A 24,996-nucleotide genomic window follows, 5' to 3' on the forward strand; every position below is an offset into this window, starting at 1 on the left:
CCCTTTTCAATATCAAAAATTCTGAAGTAGGAAATTTAAAAATGGCAGGAAGCAGTATTGGTCAAGTTTTTAAAGTGACAACTTTTGGTGAAAGTCATGGTGCGGCGTTAGGCTGTATTGTTGACGGTATTCCACCAAACTTAGAAATCACTGAAGCTGATTTACAACACGATTTAGACCGTCGTCGTCCAGGTCAGTCACGTTACACGACAATGCGTCAAGAAGGAGATCAAGTTAAGATCTTATCGGGCGTGTTCGAAGGTAAAACAACAGGCTGTAGCATTGGTTTGATCATTGAAAATACTGATCAACGTTCTAAAGACTATTCAGCAATTAAAGATTTATTCCGTCCAGGACATGCTGATTACACCTATCATCAAAAGTACGGACACCGTGATTACCGTGGTGGCGGTCGTTCATCTGCACGTGAAACGGCGATGCGTGTTGCGGCAGGTGCTATTGCCAAAAAATACCTAAAAGAGCAATTTGGTGTTGAAATTCGTGGTTATTTAAGTCAATTAGGTGATATCACGCCTGACACGATTGATTGGAATGAAGTGGAAAATAATCCATTCTTCTTCCCTGATGTTAGTAAAATTCCAGCCCTTGAAGATTACATGAAAGCCTTGATTAAAGAAGGTAATTCAGTAGGCGCTAAAGTAACGGTTGTTGCTTCAGGCGTACCTGTTGGACTTGGTGAGCCAGTGTTTGATCGTTTAGATGCTGAATTAGCACATTCTTTAATGAGCATTAATGCCGTTAAAGGTGTCGAGATTGGTGATGGTTTTGCTGTTGCTAATCAAAAAGGTACTGAGCATCGTGATGAAATGACCCCTGAAGGTTTCTTATCAAACCATGCTGGTGGTGTATTAGGTGGTATATCAACAGGGCAAGATATTATTGCGTCTATTGCATTAAAACCGACATCAAGCTTAACTATTCCGGGTCGTACTATTACAACTGATGGCGAAGCAACGGAGATGATCACGAAAGGTCGTCACGATCCTTGTGTTGGTATTCGTGCTGTGCCGATTGCTGAAGCACAAATGGCGATTACGTTGCTTGACCATGTATTACGTCACCGTGCACAAAACTTACACGTAACAACCAATACACCACATATCAAATAGCTTTATTTATTGGTTGTTTATGCTTAAGTAAAAAATCAGAATCCGATGCTCAAAAAGCATCGGATTTTTTATGCTTATAATAAAATCTACTGAATATTCTTACCGCTAAGAAAAGCCCAATAAATGAATATTTGAACAGATCAATCCTAGCTTTTAGGCTTTCTTCTTTTCACTTCGAGCCTTCGTGGTTAACTCGCTTTTGACTTTAAAACAGATTTACCACGAAGCCGCTGCGCTGCACGAAGGACACGAAGAAAAGAATAAGCAGAATATTGAAGGGTAGTTATTCTGGTATTTTTAAGGTTGTCTTCTTTTACCTTCGTGCCTTCGTGGTTAACTTGCTTTTGACTTTTAAACCTAAGCCACCACGAAGCCGCTGCGCTACACAGAGAGCACGAAGAAAAGAACAACCAGAAAATAGTGAAAGGTAATTATTCTCATACTTTTAAAGGTTTTCTTCTTTTCACTGCGTGCTTTCGTGGTTAAATCGTTTTTGACTTTAAAACAGTTCACCACGAAGCCGCTACGCTGCACGAAGGACACGAAGAAAAGAATAAGCAGAATATTGAAGGATAGTTACTTTCGTATCTTTAAAGGTTTTCTTCTTTTACCTTCGTGCCTTCGTGGTTAACTCGCTTTTGACTTTAAAACAGATTTACCACGAAGCCGCTTCGCTTCAAAGAGGACACGAAGAAAACCAATAAATAGAAGAACACATCTTTAAAGGTTTTCTTCTTTTACTTCGTGTCTTCGTGGTTAACTCGCTTTTGACTTTAAAATAGATTTACCACGAAGCCGCTGCGCTGCACGAAGGACACGAAGAAAAGAATAAGCAGAATATTGAAGGGGAGTTATTCTCGTATTTTTAAAAGTTTTCTTCTTTTTATTTCATGCCTAATCGTTTTTTTGATTGATGGTTTATAAAGCAGTGATTGGAAGCCTTTTTTTACATCGAACTTTAGTGTTGAATTAGGTTTAACTCAATTTTAATCTAAGTATTGCTTAAACTTTACGATTTTACCTTCAGCAGTCACTTCAATATCTTCTGCTTCTAATAAGGTTTTTTGACGTATTAAAGCATCACCTTGTAATGATATTTTCCCCTGTGAATTGACGACTCTGAACCAGGGTAGGCGCGTATCTTTAGGTAACCTTGCTAATATTTTTCCAACATGGCGGGAATGTGCAGGATAGCCAGCTTGGCTCGCTAGTTGACCATAAGTGATTAACTTTCCTTTATCTAAAAAAGATAAAACGGTATAAATATTTTGCGCGAACTCTTCCATTTTTCTACCTGTTTTGATAACTAAGTCTAATAATTTCATTGGGTTATGTTTGGCTATTCACAATGAAATACCATAGTATAAACATTAAAATTATATTATAAACTTATAAATGGATTACAGAATGAAGTTAAGGCATCTCCTTGTTATCACCTTTGCAATCATCGTAATCATTCCTATGACGTTATTTTGGATCTGGCCTTATTCGAAAGCGTTAGAGTTAGAAGTAAAAGAAGTTAATGAAAAACATTTAGTTATAGCGAAAAACCTTTCTGCTGCTTTTGAACGTTACTATCAAGATGTAACAGGTATTTTTTCGATTGTAGCTTTCCAATCACAAAAACAATTAGAATCTAAAGAATTTAAGCAGTTATTAAATAGTTATAAATTTAAAGAAATCATTGTTATAGATGATGAGGGTATCGTTCAACGTTGTTTATTCAGCGCGAATGGAAATTGTATTGAAAGTGTGAAAAATGACATTGTGTTACTGGCCAAAGAGACCTTAAAAGAAGGTACTATCCAAATATCCACAGTGACGGAAGATAAAACTAATAATAGCGGTCTTATTCTGCTTGTGGTCAAAAAAGTAAATAACAATATTCTATTAGCTTACCTTTCAACTGATTATATTGTTCAAATGGGCAAACGAGTTGCTTTTGGTCAAAAAGGGCACGCAGCCATTGTAGATCAAGCTGGAAATGTGCTGGCTCACCCTCTTGATTCTTGGATTCAAGAAAGAAAAAATATGATAGCAATTAGTCCCATTAAAAAAATGTTAGCAGGTAAAACGGGCGTCGATGAGTTTTATTCACCCGCATTAAAAGGGGATATGATCGCGGGTTATACTCAAGTCCCTAATGCCAAATGGGGAGTAATGGTTCCACAGCCGATTAAAGAGCTAGAGAATAAAGCTGATGCCATTGATCAAACTGCAATCTTTGTCATGTTGTTAGGGCTTGGCTTAGCATTATTAATCACTATACCAGTTTCTTTAATCTTAATTAAACCATTAGAAAACCTATTAAGAGCAATCAAGTTGATTGAACAAGGCAACTCGAATGTTAATTTAAAATGGAATCTATCAAAACTCATCCCTCTAGAGCTTCAACTGCTTAAAATGTCTTTTGCTAATATGATGCAGAATATTGAAAGAAATAAAAAAGAAATATCAAAGCTAGCTTATTTTGATGCGACTACTGGCTTACCTAATCGAAATTATTTTTATCGCCTATCTAATAAAGCGTTAGATAAAATGTTAAAAACGAATCAAAAAGGGGCCTTAGTTTTCATCGATTTTGATGGATTTAAAGCAGTTAATGATACGCATGGGCATAGAGTAGGGGATGAGTTGCTATTTTTATTTGGAAAACGTCTTGCTTCTTTTCTCTCGTTTAATAGTGAATATGAGCAAATTAATTATTTAACAGACAACTTGCCTTTGATAATTCCTGCTCGATTAGGTGGTGATGAGTTTGTTATTTTATTTCAAGATATTGAAAATAGAAAGGAAGTCGAACTAAAGCTTCAAACACTATTTGAAGTTTTATTTTTGAAATATGAATTGCATGATGGTGTTGAATTAACTATTACAGGTAGTGCAGGTGTTGCTTTATATCCTGAAAATGGGTGTCGGTATGACCAATTAATGAAGTCCGCTGATATTGCAATGTACGATGCAAAATCAGCTGGAAAAAATAGAATTAAATTTGCAGCAACAAATCGTGCCGTATTAAGCTAGTCGTCTTCGTCATTAAAGCCTTTTTTTATTTACCTAAGGCTGCTCTTTATTTCTTATTGAATTATAGCTTGAGAGTTTTTTTGATATGAAAATTCATTACCTTTCATAGGGTTCTTAGGAATCAATAATGACAATATTAATGAACAAACAGCAAAACCAGCGCCACAATAAAATACCCATGATGGGTTTGCTATCCAAACTAATCCTAGTAAGACGGGGATCACAACCGCTGCAATATGATTAATTGAAAAGCTAATGCCAGCCGTGGCTGCGATATCTTCAGGATTGGCTATTTTCTGGAAGTAGGTTTTAATCGCAATGGCTAATGCAAAAAATAGATGGTCAATTACATATAATGACGCTGCTACCGTACTGTTTTCTACCAAACCATAAGCAATAAACAAGATAATCAATCCTATGTATTCGAATAATAGTACTGAGCGCTCACCAAAGTGACCAATTAGTTTTCCTATTTTAGCGGCAAATAACCAATTGAAAACATAATTAATCAAGAATAATGCACTGATTTCAGCAACACTGTAATGAAATTTTTCTACCATTAAAAAGCCAGCAAAGACGACGAATATTTGTCGACGAGCACCGCTGAAAAAAGTCAGTGCGTAATACAACCAATAACGTTTTCTTAAAATAAACTTTTTGTTCTGCTCAACGAGGGGAGGGAATTGTTTAAATGCAGAAGCCAACATAATGGTTAATACCAACCCTAAACCACCAAACATTAAATAAGTCGTTTCATAACTAACAGCAAAGTAGTCCATTAATATCCATACACTCGCATAAGCCAGTAATGAGGCGATCGCTTTAACGGATAAAATCTTACCTAAAAAATGTGGGGTTTCTGATTTTTTTATCCATTGTAGTGTTAATGATTGGTTGACCGTTTCAAAGTAATGAAAGCCAATCGACATCAACATTGTTGTTAAATATAACCCCATCACTTGTGGGAAAAATCCGGTGATAGCGACACCAACGGCTGTAATTCCAAGTGAAAGAATGGCTAATCGTTGTTCTTTAATAAATAATAAAACATAGATAACGGTAAAGGCTAAAAAACCAGGTATTTCACGTAAACTTTGTAAAATGCCAATCTCTACACCCGTAAACGCTGCTTTTTCTATCACGAAGTTATTAAGCAATACCATCCAAACAGAAAACACTAATGGCATAATAAACGCCATTGTTAGTAATAAACTTTCAGGTTTTTGAAAAAAAGGGTGAGATTTCATATTTAGTCGTATCGCTATTAATGGGAAAAAAGTATTTTACGCTTATTACTAAATAATGGTAATAACGTTTTAATGGTTAGTTTTTTCAGAATAAAATGTAGTAACAGGTTGCTGATTAATATCATTAAGCTATAACGAACAACCAACCCCGCTTTATTGTTGTACTAATAAGTGCTTGTTTACATGTGGCATTTATTTTTACGAACACAAAAAAACACTTTAAATGGTAATGATTATCAACAATAACTGTGAATTTATATTCACATATATCAACTAAAAATTCACATTTTAAAATTTTATATTGTTTTGACAATAGCGTATTGGATGCTAAATCTGAGTTGTTAATTCTTATTTATTATTTTTTTTCTTAAATTACAGTGCGTTATGATTTTTGATTTTTTTACTCTTTTATCAAACGAAGGTAATAAGCCTTTGGCGCTAATGAATAAAAAAATTGGCTTTTATTCGCCTAAAAAGATAGAATACTCTTCAATTATGCCGGTGTTATAGGCTTTATTAGAAGAAATAATGTATAAGCCCTACGCTTGTAGGATCATTATGCGCCTTATTTTTTAAAAAAAAGGGAGTTTTTGTTTAGTGCGCTTCTCCAAAAAAGTAGTTTCCTTTACAAAAAAGTAAAAAATTAATTGTTTGTTTTTGGTAATTCAATTACAAGCCGTGTGTAGCACTTCGAAAACATTAGATTTGACAGTATAAGAAATGTTTACTGTTTTATCTAGAAGGACATGTTTATGACTAATAAAGAGCAAAACGCTCAAGGCCTTTATGTGCCTGAAATGGAACACGATGCCTGTGGTATCGGTTTCGTAGCCCATCTTAAAAACAGCAAATCTCACAAAATCGTGACACAAGCTTTAGATATGCTAGCGCGTATGGAACACCGTGGTGGTCAAGGTTGTGATCCATGTAGTGGTGATGGTGCGGGTATTCTTTTACAAAAACCACATGAGTTTTTAGTAACGGAAGCATTAAAAGAAGGCATTTCTCTGCCTAAATTCGATCAGTATGGTGTAGGTACAATCCTATTCCCTAAAGATGAGAATCACCGTGACCATTGTCGTGAAATTTTAGCTCGAACTGCTGAACGTCTTTGTCTTGAAGTAATTGGTTACCGTGTACTTCCAACAGATAACTCAATGATTGGTGCAGATCCCCTAAGCAGTGAACCTCAGTTTGAACATATGTTCGTGACTGGTGGCCCTGATATGGACCCGGCTGTATTAGAACGTAAATTATTTATCCTACGTAACTATGCTACGCGCATTTGTTTAGAATCGGTTAATGGTATTGAAGACAACTTCTACATTAATACATTCTCATACAAAACAATCGTATATAAAGGTCAATTAACAACTGAACAAGTACCTCAGTACTTCTTGGATTTACAAAACCCAAGCATGGTAACTGCGTTAGCTTTAGTTCATTCTCGTTTTTCGACAAACACATTCCCACGCTGGCGTTTAGCGCAACCGTTCCGTTACATTGCTCACAATGGCGAAATCAATACGGTTCGCGGTAACATCAACTGGATGAAAGCGCGTGAAGCACTGCTTGAAGCAGAATTCTTTACTCGCTCTGAATTAGATATGTTAATGCCAATCTGTACAGATGGTATGTCTGACTCTGCAAGCTTTGATATGGCGTTAGAGCTCCTCGTTCTTTCTGGCCGTAGTCTTCCTCATGCATTAATGATGATGATTCCTGAAGCTTGGCAAGAAAATAAAACGATGGACCCAGCTCGTCGTGCATTCTACCAATACCATGCAAACCTAATGGAACCTTGGGATGGCCCAGCGTCTGTTTGTTTCACCGATGGTGTTCAAGTAGGTGCAACGCTTGACCGTAATGGTTTACGTCCATCTCGTTACACTGTGACTAACGACGACTTCCTAGTGATGGCATCTGAATCAGGTGTTGTTGAAATCGATCCTAAGAACATTAAGTTACGTGGTCGTTTACAACCAGGTCGTATCTTTGTTGCTGACCTTGAGCAAGGCCGCATTATTTCTGATGATGAAGTAAAAGACGGTATTGCAGCAAGAAAACCTTATGAAACTTGGTTAGCAAACAACCTTGTTAAATTAGAAGATCAACCTGCTGCGCTTGAACGTAATATCCAACCAGATGCTGGTAAGTTATTAAAACGTTTACAAGCTTTTGGTGTGACGTCTGAAGAAGTCAATGAAATTATCTTACCAATGTTCCGTGACGGTAAAGAGCCGTTAGGTGCAATGGGTGTGGATTGGCCGTTAGCGGTTCTTTCTCATCAATCTCAACATTTATCTCATTACTTTAAACAATTATTTGCGCAAGTAACTAACCCACCAATCGATCCGATTCGTGAGCGTATGGTGATGTCGCTAAATACTTATTTAGGTAAAGACAAAAACTTATTGGCAGAAACGCCAGAGCATTGTCATAAAGTTGAACTTGAGTCGCCAGTATTAAGTAATGCTGAATTACAAAAAATTAATGCATTAGATGACAAACATCTACAAGCTAAAACATTAGAAACCTTCTTTTTAGCAACAGGTGAGCAAGGTAAGCTTAAGAAAGCATTAGCACGTATTTGTCGTTATGCAGAAGATGCGATTCACGATGGTTACTCAATTATCATTCTTTCTGACCGTAATGCAACGTCTGACCACGCGCCAATTCCAGCTATGTTGGTAACAGGTGCGGTACATCACTACTTAATCAAACGTGGCCTACGTGCTATGTGTGACATCGTAGTTGAAACTGGTGACGTACGTGAAACACATCACTTCGCAACAGTTATCGGTTACGGTGCTTCTGCAGTTAATGCTTACTTAATCGAAGAAATGATTGTTGATTTACAATCTAAGAATCGTTTACCTGCAGACAAAGATGTATGTGATATCTTCAAATCGTACAAAGATGCTATCGATGCAGGTTTATTAAAAATCTTCTCGAAAATGGGTATCTCTACTATCCAGTCTTACCAAGGTGCACAAATATTTGAAGCACTAGGTATTAGTAAATCAGTGGTTGATGATTACTTCAAAGGGACTGTGACGCGTATTCAAGGTCTATCAATTGATGACATTGCACACGAAATTTTAGTACGTCATCGTTTTGCTTACCCGTTACGTGCGGTTCCATCACAGCGTTTAGACGTGGGTGGTGTTTACCAATGGAAACAACGTGGTGAAAAGCATTTATTTAACCCAACAACGATTTCATTACTACAAGAATCAACGCGTAATAAAAATTATTCTCAGTTTAAACAGTATGCTGACACCGTTGACCAACAAGGTGATGACGCTGCAACGTTACGTAGTCAGTTTGAATTTGTACCTAAAGCATCAGGCCCAATTTCAATTGATGAAGTAGAGCCAGCTGAAAACATCCTTAAGCGTTTTGCTACAGGTGCGATGAGCTTCGGTTCTATCTCTCATGAAGCTCACTCAACGTTAGCGATTGCAATGAACCGAATTGGCGCTAAGTCAAACTCTGGTGAAGGTGGTGAAGATCCAATCCGTTTCAAACCAAAAGAAAATGGTGATTGGGAACGTTCTGCTATCAAGCAAGTTGCATCAGGTCGTTTTGGTGTTACATCGTATTACCTAACAAATGCTGCTGAAATCCAAATTAAAATGGCTCAGGGCGCTAAACCAGGTGAGGGTGGTCAATTACCAGGTCACAAAGTTGATGACTGGATTGGTCGCACTCGTCACTCGACGCCAGGCGTAGGTCTCATTTCACCGCCACCGCATCATGACATTTACTCAATCGAAGATTTAGCGCAGCTTATCTACGATTTGAAAAATGCTAACCGCGAAGGCCGTGTTAACGTTAAATTAGTATCAGAAGCGGGTGTAGGTACAATCGCATCAGGTGTTGCTAAAGCAAAAGCTGACGTTATCTTGATTGCTGGTTTTGACGGCGGTACAGGTGCTTCACCATTATCATCTATTCGTCATGCGGGTTTACCATGGGAACTAGGTCTATCTGAAGCACATCAAACGCTAATGAAAAACGGTTTACGTAACCGTGTTGTGTTACAAGCTGATGGTCAGATGAAAACACCGCGCGACTTAACAATTGCTGCATTACTCGGTTCTGAAGAATGGGGCGTTGCAACAGCTGCATTGGTTGTTGAAGGTTGTATCATGATGCGTAAGTGTCACTTGAATACATGTCCTGTTGGTATCGCAACACAAAACAAAACATTACGTGAGCGTTTTGACGGTCGTGTAGATGATGTTGTTACTTTCTTCGGTTACATGGTTGAAGGCATGCGTGAAAACATGGCTAAACTAGGTTACGCGACGATCACTGAAATGGTCGGTCAAACGCAGAACCTGAAAGTACGTGATAATGTAAGCCACTGGAAATACAAAAACTTAGACTTGAGCACTATATTGTTTAAGCAAGAAGCTAAAGCTGAAGACGGGATGTTTAACCAAACAACTCAGAATCATAACCTTGAAGCAGTATTAGACAGAAAACTAATTGAACTAGCACAACCTGCACTTGAAAAAGGCGAAGCGGTAACTGGTGAATTCCCGATTACTAATATCGACCGTTCATGTGGCACCATGTTGTCTAACGAAATATCTAAAGTGTATAACGACGAAGGTTTACCAAACCCGATGCAAGTTAAATTCACCGGTTCTGCAGGTCAATCATTTGGTTGTTTCCTAGCAAAAGGTGTTGAGTTTACAGTTGAAGGCGACGCGAACGATTACTGGGGTAAAGGTTTATCTGGTGGTCAAATTGTTGTGTATCCTTACCGCGATTCAACATTAGTGTCTAAAGATAACATCATCGTGGGTAACGTATGTTTCTACGGTGCAACGTCTGGTCAGTCATACATTAATGGTATGGCCGGCGAACGTTTCTGTGTACGTAACTCGGGTGCAGAAGTTATCGTTGAAGGTATCGGTGACCACGGTTGTGAATACATGACTGGCGGTATTATGATTAACTTAGGTTCAACAGGTCGTAACTTTGCGGCGGGTATGAGTGGCGGTGTTGCTTATATTTGGGACCAAGATGATACATTTGCAGCTAACTGTAATATGGAACTAGTTGATTTAGATCCACTAGAACAAAAAGACAAAGACTTATTAATTGCAAAAGTAACTAAACATTTAGAGCTAACAGAGTCTAACTTAGCGGCAGCGTTCTTAGCCGATGTTGAAGCAAGCTTAGCTAAAGTTGTTAAAGTTATGCCTCGTGATTATAAAGCGGTATTAGCAGCTCGAGCAAAAGGAGAAGCATAATGGGGAAGCCTACTGGATTTTTAGAATTAGGTCGTGAATTGCCACCGAAAGTATCGGTTGAAGATCGCCTAAAAGATAATAAAGAGTTTGTACAAAATGATGTGTTTGGTAAGAAAGTCAATGACCAAGCATCTCGTTGTATGGACTGTGGTGTACCTTTCTGTCACAACGGCTGTCCGATTGGTAACATCATTCCTGAATTCAATGATGCGGTTTACCGTGAAAGCTGGTTAGAAGCTTGGGATATCCTAAGCTCAACTAATAACTTCCCTGAGTTTACTGGTCGTGTTTGTCCTGCACCTTGTGAAAGCTCGTGTGTACTAGGTATCAACCAAGACCCGATTACGATTTGTAATATCGAAAAAACCATCGTAGAAAAAGCCTACGAAAATGGTTACGTAAAACCTAAGACACCAACATCGCGTACTGGCAAAACAGTGGCGATCATCGGTTCTGGTCCTGCAGGTCTTGCCGCTGCTGAGCAATTAAACTCAGCAGGTCACACTGTGACTGTTTATGAACGTGATGAGAAAGTAGGTGGCTTAATACGTTTCGGTATTCCTGACTTTAAACTAGGTATGGACATTATCGATCGTAAGATTGCGGTAATGGAAGCAGCTGGTATTAAAATGGTAGTGAATGCCCATATCGGTGTTGATTTTGACGCTAACGATTTGCGTAAGCAATTTGATGTGGTGTTATTAACAGGTGGTTCTACGGTTCCTCGTGACTTACCAATCCCTGGCCGTGATTTAAAAGGTGTTCATTTTGCGATGGAATTCCTAGGTCAAAATAACCGCCGTGCAAACGGAATGGATCTTAAGACTGAAGAAATTCATGCATCTGATGACCATGTTGTGGTTATCGGTGGTGGTGATACGGGTTCTGACTGTGTTGGTACATCTAACCGTCATAAAGCCGCGTCAGTAACACAAGTGGAAATCATGCCGATTCCACCTGAAAAACGTACGGTTAACATGCCTTGGCCTTCGTACCCAATGATCTTGAAAACAACCACTTCTCACGAAGAAGGTGTGGATCGTCATTGGTCAATCCTAACAAAAGAATTCATCGGTGATGAAAACGGAAACGTTAAAGAGTTAGTGGTTGCAGATATCGAATGGGAAGAAGCAGCACCGGGTCAGCGTCCTAACTTTAAAGAAATTGAAGGTTCTGTACGTTCAATTCCTTGTACTAAAGCCTTCTTGGCAATGGGTTTCTTACACCCAGAACCAACGGGTGTGTTAGCACAGTTATCAATTGGCTTAGATGAGCGCGGTAACGTTAAAACTGACGATTACCAAACCACTCAAGCTGGCGTATTTGCTGCTGGTGATATGCGTACTGGTCAGTCTCTGATTGTACGTTGTATTAATGAAGGCCGTGAAGCTTCACGCGCAATCGATACATACTTGATGGGTCAATCTAATCTTGAATGTATCAATGATTCATTAATGATGGCTGATTAAAGTAACTAAAAAATAATTGTTGGTTGTTTGTTAGGCGATATAGTCGCTACCTAGCTTAACCATAGATATTTAGGTTTAATAAACCCCCTCTCTTTTTAGAGTAGGGGGTTTTTTTGTTTTAAAAGTAGGATAAAATCCGCTTCCCTGAAATTCGGTACTTTGTACCGCTCATATCAAAAGCATTTGAAAGTCTGCAGTATTGCTACCGTTGATTTTCAAATGTAGAACAAAGGAAAGATTCATGTCTTTAATCGATTATTCAGCGTCTACGCTGTCGATCTTACCCGCAGTCCTTGCACTGGGTTTAGCTATTCTTACTCGTCGAGTTTTATTGTCACTCGGGCTAGGTATTATTTTAGGTGCTTTACTGCTCGCTAACTATTCAGTAGTTGATGCTGGCACGTATATCTACTCAACTGTTAAAGGTGTTGTCGTTGAAGACGGCGGTTTAAATACTTGGAATATGAGCATTGTTGCTTTCCTATTGTTATTAGGAATGATGACGGCAGTGTTAACACTTTCAGGCGGTACGCGTGCTTTTGCTGATTGGGCGCTTGACCATATTAAAGATAAACGTGGTGCTTCGTTATTAGCGGCTTTTCTTGGTGTGTTTATCTTTATTGATGATTACTTTAATAGCTTAGCGGTAGGTTCTATTTCACGACCAGTGACTGACCGTTTTAATGTCTCCCGCGCTAAGTTGGCTTATATTCTTGATTCAACAGCTGCACCTATGTGTATCTTAATGCCAGTTTCAAGTTGGGGCGCTTACATCATGACGATTATCAGTGGCATTTTAATTAGCCACGGTATGACTGAATACTCTCCACTCGGCGCTTATGTTGCGTTAATTCCCATGAACTTTTATGCCATTTTTACATTATTAATGGTATTTGCAGTTATTATTTTTAAGCTCGATATTGGGCCAATGAAAAAGCATGAAAAAATAGCAGAAAAAGAGATCACAGAGGGCGAGCAAGAGTACATTGATTTACAAGATGAAATGGGTATCGAAGAGCATGAACAAGGTAAGGTAGGTGATTTAGTTTATCCTATTATCAGCTTAATTTCGGGTACGTTATTCTTCATGTTATATACCGGTAATACGGCATTAATTGAAGCGGGTAAAGCGTTTTCAGTATTAGGTGCATTTGAGAATACTGATGTGGGTACTTCTTTAGTTTATGGTGCTTCAATAGGCTTAGTCTTCTCTTTATTCACCGTATTAAAACAAAAACAGTCATTTGAATATATCAGGTTCGCATTATGGGTTGGGGCTAAATCGATGTTTGGCGCAATTATCATTCTATTTTTTGCATGGTCGATTGGTACTGTGATTGGCGACATGAAAACTGGTGCTTACCTATCAGGTTTAGTGCAAGGTAATATCGGTCTACATTGGTTACCGGTTATCTTATTTGTGCTCTCTGGTGCAATGGCGTTCTCCACAGGTACGTCATGGGGTACGTTTGGCATCATGTTACCGATTGCAGGCGATATGGCAGGTGCAACAGATTTAGCGATGATGTTACCTATGTTAAGTGCGGTATTAGCCGGCTCTGTATTTGGTGACCATTGTTCACCTATCTCTGATACTACGATTTTATCATCAACAGGTGCACGTTGTGAGCATATTGACCATGTATCAACACAGTTACCTTATGCGTTATCAATGGCATTTGTATCTATCGTTGGCTTTATTGTAATTGGTTTCACTGGCTCTACTGTGTCAGCATTCATCGCATCAAGTATTGCGTTTGTTGCTGTGATTGCTTGTATGAAAGTATTAACGAAGCGTTAATTTTAACAATTGAAATTATGGACATTGATAATCCTTTCCACGATTGATCACGGCGCCAACATTTCAAACTAATAAATAAGCAGGTTCGCCTGCTTTTTTTATATCTATCATTTCTTCAAAGCAAAAAATAACCCTTCTAAAAGACGCCATCTACACTAAAAATACAGTCTAAACATAACTGTGACTATCCTTTTGAGAAGAGCCTTGCTAGGATCACTTTTTTGTTTCTGCTAGGTATCTGTTTTGACCATTTCTGCGACTACTTTGAAAGACCATTTAAATGACGTGTTATATAAAGATCAATTCCGCTTAAAGCGACGCATTGACGATCTTGCTAATCTTAAAACACCCGAAAAAGTAGAAGCTAGTTTGACTAAGATTGCCGTCGATATTCAAGTCTCTATGGATAAACGACAACTGCGTTTAGAAAACTTGCCAGAAGTGAGCTATCCGGATCTGCCTGTTAGCCAGAAGAAAGACGAAATCGCGAAAGCCATTGCTGAAAATCAAGTCGTGATTATTGCGGGTGAAACAGGCTCAGGTAAAACCACACAGATCCCTAAAATATGTTTAGAACTAGGGCGAGGCGTATCGGGCTTAATTGGTCATACACAACCACGTCGTTTAGCGGCAAGAACCGTTGCTAACCGTATTGCCGAAGAGTTAGATTCAGAACTCGGTGAAACAGTGGGTTACCGTGTTCGATTTACAGACAAAGTTAGCGACAGGTCTTATATCAAATTGATGACCGACGGTATTTTATTAGCGGAAATTCAAAACGACCGATTCTTAAGTCAATATGACACGATCATTATCGATGAAGCGCATGAGCGTAGTTTAAACATCGACTTCTTAATGGGCTATTTAAAACGCCTATTACCAAAACGCCCAGATTTAAAAGTAATTATTACTTCAGCAACCATCGACCCAGAGCGTTTTGCACAACACTTTTGTGATAAACGCGGTAAAGCTGCCCCTATTATTGAAGTATCTGGCCGTACATTCCCCGTTGAAACCTTATATCGCCCATTAGAAGAGTATGCGGCGGGCGACCAAATTGAAGGTATCTTCCAAGCGGTTGATGAACTTCAACGTTTAGGTCGTGGTGATATTCTTATCTTCATGAATGGTGAACGTGAAATTCGCGATACCGCAGAAGCATTAACTAAACGTAAACTACGAGATACGGAAGTATTACCTTTATTTGCACGTTTAAGTGTGGCGGAACAAAATAAAATTTTCCAAGGACATCGTGGGCAACGAATCGTGTTAGCCACCAACGTGGCGGAAACTTCATTAACGATTCCTGGTATTAAATACGTTATCGACACCGGTACAGTGCGTATTAGCCGTTATAGCTACCGTACCAAAGTGCAACGTTTACCGATTGAGGCAATATCACAAGCCAGTGCAAATCAGCGTAAAGGCCGTTGTGGACGTGTCAGCGAAGGTGTTTGTATCCGTTTATTCAGTGAAGAGGACTTTAATGGTCGCCCTGAATTTACCGATCCTGAAATTCTACGTACTAACTTATCGTCTGTTATCTTACAAATGCTGTCACTGGGCTTAGGCGAACTTAATAAATTCCCGTTTGTAGAGCCACCAGAAGATAGAAACATTAAAGATGGCTTGAGCTTATTAGAAGAGCTAGGTGCAGTTAACTTAAAACAAAAAGACCCACGTAAAAAGCTGACTCCCTTAGGTCGCCAACTTGCTAAATTACCCGTTGACCCACGTTTAGCGCGTATGATTTTAGCGGCGAAAGAATTTAACTGTGTGCATGAAGTGATGGTGATCAGTGCAGCGTTAAGCATTCAAGACCCACGTGAACGCCCAATGGATAAGCAACAAGCTTCCGATGAAAAACATAAGCGTTTCCAAGACAAAGAGTCAGATTTTATTACCTATGTGAATCTCTGGAATTACATTAACGAACAACGCCAAGAACTCACTAGTGGCCAGTTCCGTAAAATGTGTCAGAAAGATTTCTTAGCGTATATGCGTGTGCGTGAATGGCAGGATATTTATACACAAATCAAACAAGTGACTGACGAACTCGATATTAAAGTAAGTACAGAGCCTTCAAATTTTGATGCTATTCACCAAGCCTTATTAGCCGGATTGTTGTCGCATATTGGCTTAAAAGATAAAGATGCCGAATACCTTGGCGCACGTAACAGTAAATTCTTTATGTTCCCTGGCTCTGGTTTATTTAAAAAACAACCTAAATGGGGCATGTTTGCTGAGCTTGTTGAAACCTCAAAACTGTTTGCACGTGTTGCCGCACGTATTAAACCTGAATGGGTTGAACTGCAAGCACAGCATTTAATTAAACGCAGTTATGCTGAACCACATTGGCAGAAAAAATCTGGAGTGGTAGGCGCCTTTGAAACTCAAATGTTGTATGGCATTCCTATCGTTAGCAAACGAAAAGTGGTTTATACACAAATTGACCCGATACTGTGTCGTGAATTATTTATTCGCCATGCTTTAGTGGAAGGGGAGTTTGAAACGCGTCATCAATTCTTCAAAGATAACCAAGCGTTATTAAACGATATTGAAGAGCTAGAGCATAAGTCTCGTCGTCGCGATATCTTGGTGGACGATGAAACCTTATTCCTTTTCTATGATGAAATCGTGCCGCAAAACGTATGCAGTGCAAAGCAATTTGATAGCTGGTGGAATCAAGAGAAAAAACAACAACCACAATTATTAAACTATCAGCGTGACCAAGTGATGGCACATGATGCGGATAAAGTAACCGCAAACGCTTATCCAGATTCATGGCAACAAGGCGATTTCCGCTTAAAACTAGATTACGCCTTTGAACCGGGTACTGCACAAGATGGTGTGACCGTTAATATTCCATTAGCGCTATTAAACCAAATATCAGAGCAAGGGTTTGATTGGCAAATTCCGGCATTACGTGAAGAATTGTTGGTTGCGTTAATCAAAACATTGCCTAAGCCTATTCGTCGTAACTTTGTACCTGCACCAAATTATGCAGAAGCAGCAATGGCCAACTTAGTGCCTTTACAGGGAACCTTGCTAGAAGCGTTTGAAAAGCAACTATTACGTATGACAGGCGTGCGTATTCCTGAGAACTCATGGGAGCTTTCAGCCTTACCAACCCATCTACGAATGAAGTTTAATGTCGTTGATGACAAACAAAAGAGTGTAGCAGTCGGGACTGATTTAAAATTACTGCAACACGATTTAAAAGGCGAAGTTAAACAAACGTTATCTAAAGTATCAAAACAAGGTATCGAGAAGTCTGACTTAATAGAATGGGACTTTGGTAAATTACCTAAATCTTTCAAGAAAGATCACGGTGGTTATGAAGTAAAAGCTTACCCAGCATTAGTCGATAAAAACAAAAGTGTCGCCATTGAATTATTTGATAGTGAAGCAAAAGCACAGCGTTTTAACCAAGCGGGTGTGCGTCGTTTAATTTTATTAAACGTGCCATCACCGATTAAATATCTACAACAAAGCCTGCCAAATAAAGCCAAACTTGGGTTGTATTTTAATCCTTTCGGGCAAATAAAAGACTTAATTGATGATTGTATCAGTTGCGCAGTTGATGCGATTCTTGATGGGGCAATACATCCACAAGAAGCGCCTGAGTTTGAAGCACAGAAAGAAAAAGTGCGTGCCGAACTCGCCGATAAAACCTTACAAATTACGCAACAAGTTGAAGAAGTATTAACCCTTGCGCATGCGGTTAATAAACAGTTAAAAGGCAAAGCAGACTTAACCATGTTGGTTGCCAAAGGCGATATTAAATCACAGCTAGAACGTTTAATTTTCCCTGGCTTTGTTTGCCAAGTGGGAGAAGGAAAACTTAACGACATTAAACGTTATTTGTTAGCCTTACAAAAACGTTTAGAGAAATTACCGGTTAACCCAAATCAAGACAGACTCAATACCATCGAATTGCATGAGCTTGAAGAACGTTATCGTGCGCTCTGTAAAAGCTTGTTAACTGATGAAACAGAAAGCCCTGAGCTAGCTGAAGTGTACTGGATGATGGAAGAATTAAGAGTGTCGTTGTTTGCACAACAGCTAGGGACACCTTATCCAGTATCAGCGAAACGAGTGAGATTGAAGTTGACGGAGCTAAAAGGTTAGCTATTTTAGCACTTAATTTGGGGCGCAGGATTCATCCTGCTTTCTCTGGTTTTAATGTGAGTAAGTTAAATCTCGTCTGCGCTCGTTCAGGCTGTTTGATGTTTAGTTACTTGGTGTTTCGCCCTAGCGGCGAACCTACTTTCTTTTTCCAGAAAAGAAAGTAGGCAAAGAAACTGGCACCGAATCGCTTTCTAATCCAATCCATCTACTTATTTTAAACGTACCGTTTCGGACGTGCATCCCTGCACTAGCCTCAACTAATCCAAACATCCTGTTTGGCTTTACTAAAATGAGTTGATGGATTGGGAAAGCTCAACGGTGGGGATGGATGTAGCCATGTTGAACATGGTTTTATGTTGTGGGTATTCACTTGTGATTTCTGCACTTTAGCCGAAGCGTAAAAGTTAAGTTTTTGGGGCGCAGGATTCATCCTGCTTTCTCTTATCTTTAATATGAGTTCGTTCGTGCTCGTCTGTGTTCGTCCTGTCAGTTTGATTGTTGTTAGCTGTATTTTCGCCCTGTCGGCGACATACTTTTTCTTACCAGAAGAATACCTTTTACCCTCAACAAGCAAAAAGACTGGCTCCCAATTCGTTTTTTAATCTACTCTTTTAGATATATAGCAATAACTACCTTCTAAACGCACCGCTCATACTCGACATCCATGTCTCGAAATGAGCTAGCACCGGCAAAGGGCACGCAGAGCTTAGCCCGTTCATAACACTATGCTGTTGCATAAATCATTCCCTGCCTCTACTTGCTAAAGGTAGTCATTCATACAGAAAACTCTACGGGAGGGCTGTCGTAGCCACATTGTTCGAAGTTTTATCGTAACTAATTGATATTGCTAATATCAGTTTATGGCTGTCAACAATCTTTCGTGTGAGTAAGGATTGACTCGTCTGCGCTCATCCAGTCAGTTTGATGTTTATTAATAGTGTTTTCGCCCTGTCTGCGACCATCTTTTTCTTACCAGAAGAAAAAGGCGGCAAAAAGACTGGCCACCGAATCGCTTTCTTATTCAAACAATGCCCATACCTTTAAAATAAGCTTTCCTAACGCACCAGTTCATACGGCACGTCCCTGTGCCGTATGAACTTACAGCAAACGTCCTGTTTGCTGTTGCTGAAAGGTATTGATGGTTTGGCAAAACTCAACGGCGGGGGAGTCGTATCCGCGTTGAATATTGATCTTTTCATTAACAGATTGATATTGTTGAGTTCAATGTATGGATGTCCTGTGCTTTTGCTGCCTTATCCAGTATCAGCGAAACGAGTCAGATTGAAATTGAGGGAGTTGAAAGGTTAATTTTTATAATACAATAATGTCTTAATTAAAGTAGAGTATTATTTACAGGGGCTAATATCACTCTGCTTTAATTATACCAATCACAATAAATAGCCACTTCCTCATTGTAAATTGCGTAAAGGGAGTAGCCATTTACGCCTTGAATTGAACTGTTTTTACAGCGCAAAATGTAGATAACATATTTAATGTAATCGGTATTAATTTAAATACACTATCAGCTTGTACAACAAATGTTAATTTTGTCTGCTAGTGCCATGGCAATGTGTTTTGTCGAATAGGCAGCTTCATTGATAAAATGCGGATAAGTGCTTTGTTTACCATGCCAATATAAATCAAGTCCATTAAAGGCAGAAAGTAATGGCTCGCCTTTTTTTACTTCCGTAAAATCTAAACCACAAATAGTGGGGTGAACAGCGGCTAGTCGCATTCCGTCTTTATCTAGTGGGAAAGACACTTCTCCAGTTAATTGATAAGCCTCATAATCCTTAAGAGAAAGCGACAGTCCTTGATTTTCATAATCAATAAAATCAATCACACTCAATAATAGTTTTTTCATTAACAATAAACTCTGATGGGTTAACACTCCATGACTCTGTTCTTCAACTTCAATCATAACCCCTGACCCAGTCATTGTGCAGAGATAGGGATGTTCCTGCCAGTTACTTTCGTTTTCAAATAGTATATTGGCCTGTGGCATGCATTTTTTAACATAAGCGCCCATTCTTTCATAATAGGGCGTTCTTGCTAATAGAATAAGTGTTGCACCCATGCGGCTTGTTGTGTTGTGTAAATCAATTACCAATTGCTTCGGTTTATTTTTATATTTCAGTTGTAATTGTTGCGCAATTTTCTTTTCTTTACTGTGTGGAAGCAATTGTTTTTCGTTTCCAAATTGTCGGTTTAAATCTGTTTCAACAAAACGCACATTGTTGATAATGGCATCTGGATTTGCAACTAATGTATCGATTGTAAAACTGTCTCGTTGAACATTTAATTGTTTATCTCGTATTAATTTTTCAATATAAAGACCTGATAACTCATTACCATGTGTACCAGCAACGATTAATACTTCTTTGAAATCCTTCATTCTCTCAGCCTTGTTCTAATAATGTACTGGTTTTATATGTTATGGCAGCAAATGAAAGCTCAGCCATAACATTACAAGTTATCACTTAAAATGTTATGTTATATCATAACAATTTATTCAGTAAAATTTTAAATTTAAGAAAAGGTGAAACAAGCGATGCAAAAGGGAATGCAACAGGGAGTAAAAGAAAGGTCATACAGGACACTGATAAAAAACGCATTTATAGTGAACGAAGGTCATGTATTCAAAGCTGATGTTTGTATTATTAATCAAAAGATAGCGTTGATTGCAGAAAACATTGAAGCAGAAGTAACAGATAACGTTATTGATGCATCAGGGTGTTATTTACTACCAGGTATGATTGATGATCAAGTTCATTTTCGAGAGCCGGGTTTAACACATAAAGGCAATATTGCCACAGAATCTCGTGCTGCAGTCGCTGGTGGAATAACAAGTTACATGGAGATGCCTAACGTCGATCCTGCTACCACTACGATTGAAGCGCTTGAAAAGAAATTCGATATTGCTGACAAAAAGTCCATGGCTAACTATTCATTCTACTTGGGTGCAACAGAAGATAATTTAGATCAAATTAAGCGACTTGATCCAATTAAGCATTGTGGTGTTAAAGTCTTTATGGGTGCTTCAACAGGAAATTTACTGGTAGAAAATGAACAGGCGTTAGAAGCTATTTTTCGTGAATCACCAGTACTGATTGTCACGCATTGTGAGAAAGGAGAAGTGATAGAAAAAAATATTGCTGCTTTGTCACAAGCAGGAAAATCATTCTCTATTGAAGACCATCCCAAATTACGTGATGTAGAAGCTTGCTATCAGTCCTCTTCCTATGCCGTAGGATTAGCCAAAAAGTACAACAGTCAGTTACATGTTTTACATATCACCACAGAAAAAGAATTAAGCCTCTTTAGCGCAGGGCCAATTGAAGGTAAAAATATAACAGCGGAAGCCTGTGTTCATCATTTATGGTTCACCGAGCAAGACTATAAGGAGAAGGGAAACCTTATAAAATGTAACCCTTCAATTAAAGCTAAAAGCGATCGTGATGCATTAATTGAGGCTTTGCATGAGAATAAAATTGATATTATTGCGACCGACCATGCGCCGCATACTTTAGCGGAAAAACAGGTAGAATATGAAAAAGCACCAGCGGGGTTATCACTTGTTCAACATGCGTTGTTAAGTCTTTTACATCAAGTAAACGATAAACGTTTAAATCTAGCGCAAGTAGTACAAAAAACGGCGCATAACCCTGCGATAAGATATGCTGTTCAGCAACGTGGCTTTATTCGTGAAGGTTACTTTGCAGATTTAGTGTTGGTCGATATGAAAGCCTCGACGGCAGTAACCCATGAAAATAGTTTATATCATTGTGGTTGGAGTCCGTTTGCAGGACAAACATTCTCAGCCAAAATAAAAAGCACTTGGGTGAATGGTCAGCAAGTATTTGATGGTAATGAAGTGTTACCTGTTAAAGCGTCGATGAGACTGAGTTTTACGCGGTAATTTTTACGCGATAATATAGAAATAATAATATAGAAATAACAATATCGGGCTAACAACACTTTTTAGCTAACAACATTGAGCTAACAACATTGAGCTAACAACACAGAGCTCATATGAGAAAAGTATATGATCGGAGAAAAATAAGCGTGGCAAAAGTAATAAGTGTTACAAAAACAGCAATACACAATGTGCCGACTAATATTATTACTGGTTTTCTTGGTGCAGGTAAAACCACGGTTATTATGAACCTATTAAAGCATAAACCTGCCAATGAACGATGGGCTGTATTAGTTAATGAATTTGGCGAAATAGGCGTTGACGGTAGCTTGTTGCAAGGCCAAGGTAGCGACAAACAAGTCTTTATTCGAGAAGTACCGGGTGGCTGTATGTGTTGTGCGGCTGGTGTTCCGATGCAAGTAGCACTCAATCAGTTATTAAAAGAAGCAAAGCCAGATCGCTTATTGATCGAGCCAACGGGGTTAGGGCACCCTAAAGAAATACTGCAAGTCTTAAATTCTGAGCACTATCAAAAATCATTGAGTATTCAAAAAACGATTACGCTGGTCGATGCACGTTCGTTAGCTGATCCTCGCTATACCAAGCATGAAACCTTTAATCAACAAATTGCTATTGCAGATATAGTCGTGGGTAACAAACAAGATCTCTATCAACAAGGCGATCATGAAAAGTTACAACAGTATGTTGAAGGCTTTGATGAAAAACCAAAGCAGGTCGTTTTTACGCAACACGGCGAACTATTACCTGACTTATTAACTGGTGGAACAATAACAGTAAATGCACCAACACATGTTCTCGAACATCATGAGCATAACCATGAACATTCTCATAACCATTCTCATGAGAACAAAGCAATTGCGTCTGAATTACCTATGCCAGAAAGTGGTGTAATTAAAGCGCAGAATAAAGGTGAAGGGTTTGTTAGTGTTGGTTGGCGGTTTTCTGCTGAAAAAATATTTAATCATCAAAAGCTTCAGCAATTATTTTCGACGTTAAAGGTTGAGCGTTTGAAAGCTGTATTTATAACTGATAATGGCATGATTGCTTATAACGCGAGTGGCGATGATTTAAAGGAAATTGCATTAACTGAACTTGTATTAAGTGAGCTTAATGAAAGTAAAATAGAGATAATTACCAATGAAATAGATGATGATTTTGAGACTCAATTAATGGCAACTATTATCTGAATTCATACTGTTTCTCGATTTTTATTATTTCTCGTTCCCACTGTCCTCTGTGGGAATGCGCACTTTAGCATTTTTAGGGCAAGGATTGGCTCGTCTGTGTTCGTCCTGTCGGCGACATACTTTTTCTTACCAGAAGAATACCTTTTACCCACAACAAGCAAAAAAGACTGTCTCCCAATTCGCTTTTTAATCTACTCTTTTAGATATATAGCAATAACTACCTTCTAAACGCACCGCTTAGCCCGTTCATAACACTATGCTGTTGCATAAATCACTCCATGTCTCTACTTGCTAAAGGCAGTCATTCATACAGAAAATTCAACGGGAGGGCTGTCGTAGCCACATTGTTCGAAATTTTATCGTAACTAATTGATATTGCTAATATCAGTTTATGGCTGTCAACAATCTTTAGTGTGGGTAAGGATTGACTCGTCTGCGCTCATCCAGTCAGTTTGATGTTTATTAATAGTGTTTTCGCCCTGTCGGCGACCATCTTTTTCTTACCAGAAGAAAAAGGCGGCAAAAAGACTGGCCACCGAATCGCTTTCTTATCCAAACAATGCCCATACCTTTAAAATAAGCTTTCCCAACGCACCAGTTCATACGACACGTCCGTGTGTCGGATGAACTTACAGCAAACGTCCTGTTTGCTGTTGCTGAAAGGTATTCATTGTTTGGGAAAGCTCAACGGTGGGGATGGATGTAGCCACGTTGAGTAAGGTTTTATCATAACTATTTGATATTGTTAATCTCAAGTGATGGCTGTTCAGTTCTTTTTGTTGTACTTCATCATCTGGCATTCATCGGGGGGCTTTTTGTTGTAATAGATAAAAGAGGTGATCCAATAAAGGTAGGCTTTATTGTTTTTCTGCGTAATGCTTCATTCGCATCTTTTTAGTTACAGCACTCAAAAATGGAGAAGGCATATGTCACTCCTATCTTTTAAATTGGTGTGTTTATATACAGTGCAGTCATGTTGCAGTATTTTCACCGTAATTATTGCAATTTGTCGTCTTTTTCCATGATATTAGTTTTATGTTTTGTCTGTAATTACTTGTTATAGAAATAAATTAACGTAAGATTGAAGTTATTTTTTCTCATTAGCTTATGTAGTATTTTCACCTCAAAAGTAACATTTTGTAAGTTAATAAGCTGTTAGCAGTCTCGGGTGTGTATGTATCAATCAGGTGAAGTTTCAATTTCTGAATGTAATGAATGTGGCGAAGTATTTCCCATATTTACTTTTGTTGCAGATACCGACATGGTTACTAATGGGTGTGTTGCTTTAACTGGAGCAGATAATAGTATTGTTTTAACTATGAGTAGAGCTAATGAAAGTATCTCTGATATTGAAAATAGAATAGGTTCAAATCATAAAATAGTGAGAGCTACTTATGTAAATGAACCAGCAAATAATAGAGTTTCATTTCAAGAATTCCGCAAGACTTATAAGCCAGCTAAACCAATTTATACGTGTATATCTTGTGGTGGTAAATCTACAGTCATAAAACACCAAACTAAAGAGCAATTTCTTACTTACGGTAAGATCCAAGTTATAAACGACTGCTAACAACACGCCCTGAGGTGGACCGCTAGTAAAATTTAACTATTAATTGCAAATTTTAAAAGCGGTGAGTCTCTTCTTTTTAGCGCCGCTAAATAGGTTGATTCACCATAGGGAGTGTTAGTTTTCCAACATCTAAATACTATCCTGATCCACTTAAAGGCTAAGGCTCTAATGATACTATTATGTGGTTTTCCTTTAGCTTGTTGTTGCTCATAATAAGCCTTTGCCCAGAA

At 38.6% G+C, this 24,996-nt stretch carries 13 protein-coding genes and 1 pseudogene; 9 read left to right on the forward strand and 5 right to left on the reverse strand.

Going from position 1 to position 24,996, the window contains the following annotated elements; translation table 11 throughout:
- The first annotated feature begins 41 nt into the window (after window positions 1–41).
- Window positions 42–1,130 (forward strand): chorismate synthase, encoded by a 1,089-nt coding sequence (gene aroC, locus SP041_RS18280; RefSeq protein WP_025562415.1) that lies wholly within the window; start codon window positions 42–44, stop codon window positions 1,128–1,130.
- Window positions 1,131–2,116: 986 nt separating this feature from the next.
- Here aroC and SP041_RS18285 read toward each other — a convergent pair.
- The gene (locus SP041_RS18285) at window positions 2,117–2,455 is read right to left on the reverse strand and encodes an MGMT family protein (protein ID WP_240791503.1); all 339 of its coding nucleotides are present in this window, start codon (window positions 2,453–2,455) and stop codon (window positions 2,117–2,119) included.
- An 82-nt stretch (window positions 2,456–2,537) separates the two neighbouring features.
- On the opposite strand from SP041_RS18285, the gene SP041_RS18290 reads away from it, so the two are divergent.
- Entirely contained in the window at window positions 2,538–4,154 is a 1,617-nt protein-coding gene (locus SP041_RS18290; RefSeq protein ID WP_025562417.1) for a diguanylate cyclase, read from the forward strand.
- A 53-nt stretch (window positions 4,155–4,207) separates the two neighbouring features.
- On the opposite strand, the gene SP041_RS18295 is transcribed toward SP041_RS18290, so the two are convergent.
- A complete protein-coding gene (locus SP041_RS18295) occupies window positions 4,208–5,401 on the reverse strand; it encodes an MFS transporter (protein WP_025562418.1) in 1,194 nt (397 codons plus the stop codon).
- A 752-nt stretch (window positions 5,402–6,153) separates the two neighbouring features.
- On the opposite strand from SP041_RS18295, the gene gltB reads away from it, so the two are divergent.
- The 4 genes from gltB (at window position 6,154) to hrpA (ending at window position 18,072) form a co-directional block, all read left to right on the forward strand.
- Window positions 6,154–10,671 carry a glutamate synthase large subunit gene (gltB, locus tag SP041_RS18300; protein WP_025562419.1) on the forward strand — a complete coding sequence of 1,506 codons (4,518 nt, stop codon included), beginning with the start codon at window positions 6,154–6,156 and terminating at the stop codon, window positions 10,669–10,671.
- Window positions 10,671–12,140, forward strand: coding sequence for a glutamate synthase subunit beta (locus SP041_RS18305; RefSeq protein WP_025562420.1), 1,470 nt, complete (start codon window positions 10,671–10,673; stop codon window positions 12,138–12,140). Before gltB ends, SP041_RS18305 begins: the two co-directional genes overlap by 1 nt.
- A 241-nt stretch (window positions 12,141–12,381) precedes the next feature.
- The gene (locus SP041_RS18310; protein WP_025562421.1) at window positions 12,382–13,941 is read left to right on the forward strand and encodes a Na+/H+ antiporter NhaC family protein; all 1,560 of its coding nucleotides are present in this window, start codon (window positions 12,382–12,384) and stop codon (window positions 13,939–13,941) included.
- Between the two features lie 243 nt (window positions 13,942–14,184).
- Entirely contained in the window at window positions 14,185–18,072 is a 3,888-nt protein-coding gene (gene hrpA, locus SP041_RS18315) for an ATP-dependent RNA helicase HrpA (RefSeq protein ID WP_025562422.1), read from the forward strand.
- 1,522 nt (window positions 18,073–19,594) lie between these two features.
- Here hrpA and SP041_RS18320 read toward each other — a convergent pair.
- Window positions 19,595–20,467, reverse strand: coding sequence for an aspartoacylase (locus tag SP041_RS18320; RefSeq protein ID WP_025565859.1), 873 nt, complete (start codon window positions 20,465–20,467; stop codon window positions 19,595–19,597).
- A gap of 156 nt (window positions 20,468–20,623) precedes the next feature.
- Here SP041_RS18320 and SP041_RS18325 point away from each other — a divergent pair, with 156 nt between their 5' ends.
- Together SP041_RS18325 and SP041_RS18330 are read left to right on the forward strand one after the other, a co-directional pair.
- Window positions 20,624–21,991 carry a dihydroorotase gene (locus tag SP041_RS18325; protein ID WP_025565858.1) on the forward strand — a complete coding sequence of 456 codons (1,368 nt, stop codon included), beginning with the start codon at window positions 20,624–20,626 and terminating at the stop codon, window positions 21,989–21,991.
- Window positions 21,992–22,137: 146 nt separating this feature from the next.
- Window positions 22,138–23,196, forward strand: a complete 1,059-nt coding sequence (locus tag SP041_RS18330) for a GTP-binding protein (protein ID WP_240791504.1) — start codon at window positions 22,138–22,140, stop codon at window positions 23,194–23,196.
- A gap of 629 nt (window positions 23,197–23,825) precedes the next feature.
- Here SP041_RS18330 and SP041_RS20905 read toward each other — a convergent pair.
- A complete protein-coding gene (locus SP041_RS20905; protein WP_160062937.1) occupies window positions 23,826–23,996 on the reverse strand; it encodes a hypothetical protein in 171 nt (56 codons plus the stop codon).
- A 374-nt stretch (window positions 23,997–24,370) separates the two neighbouring features.
- On the opposite strand from SP041_RS20905, the gene SP041_RS18335 reads away from it, so the two are divergent.
- Complete coding sequence (locus SP041_RS18335) at window positions 24,371–24,766, forward strand: hypothetical protein (RefSeq protein ID WP_025565855.1); 396 nt, start codon at window positions 24,371–24,373, stop codon at window positions 24,764–24,766.
- Window positions 24,767–24,798: 32 nt separating this feature from the next.
- On the opposite strand, the pseudogene SP041_RS21090 reads toward SP041_RS18335, so the two are convergent.
- Window positions 24,799–24,996: pseudogene (locus tag SP041_RS21090) on the reverse strand (IS110 family transposase); the annotation flags it as partial.

Source organism: Psychromonas sp. SP041 (assembly GCF_000470315.2).
Classification (GTDB): Bacteria; Pseudomonadota; Gammaproteobacteria; order Enterobacterales; family Psychromonadaceae; genus Psychromonas.

Excerpts from the sequence above, each read along its gene's own strand:
- aroC (WP_025562415.1), top strand. The coding sequence starts at position 42 with ATGGCAGGAAGCAGTATTGGTCAAGTTTTTAAAGTGACAACTTTTGGT.
- SP041_RS18285 (WP_240791503.1), bottom strand. The coding sequence starts at position 2,455 with ATGAAATTATTAGACTTAGTTATCAAAACAGGTAGAAAAATGGAAGAG.
- SP041_RS18290 (WP_025562417.1), top strand. The coding sequence starts at position 2,538 with ATGAAGTTAAGGCATCTCCTTGTTATCACCTTTGCAATCATCGTAATC.
- SP041_RS18295 (WP_025562418.1), bottom strand. The coding sequence starts at position 5,401 with ATGAAATCTCACCCTTTTTTTCAAAAACCTGAAAGTTTATTACTAACA.
- gltB (WP_025562419.1), top strand. The coding sequence starts at position 6,154 with ATGACTAATAAAGAGCAAAACGCTCAAGGCCTTTATGTGCCTGAAATG.
- SP041_RS18305 (WP_025562420.1), top strand. The coding sequence starts at position 10,671 with ATGGGGAAGCCTACTGGATTTTTAGAATTAGGTCGTGAATTGCCACCG.
- SP041_RS18310 (WP_025562421.1), top strand. The coding sequence starts at position 12,382 with ATGTCTTTAATCGATTATTCAGCGTCTACGCTGTCGATCTTACCCGCA.
- SP041_RS18320 (WP_025565859.1), bottom strand. The coding sequence starts at position 20,467 with ATGAAGGATTTCAAAGAAGTATTAATCGTTGCTGGTACACATGGTAAT.
- SP041_RS18325 (WP_025565858.1), top strand. The coding sequence starts at position 20,624 with ATGCAAAAGGGAATGCAACAGGGAGTAAAAGAAAGGTCATACAGGACA.
- SP041_RS20905 (WP_160062937.1), bottom strand. The coding sequence starts at position 23,996 with ATGCCAGATGATGAAGTACAACAAAAAGAACTGAACAGCCATCACTTG.
- SP041_RS18335 (WP_025565855.1), top strand. The coding sequence starts at position 24,371 with ATGTATCAATCAGGTGAAGTTTCAATTTCTGAATGTAATGAATGTGGC.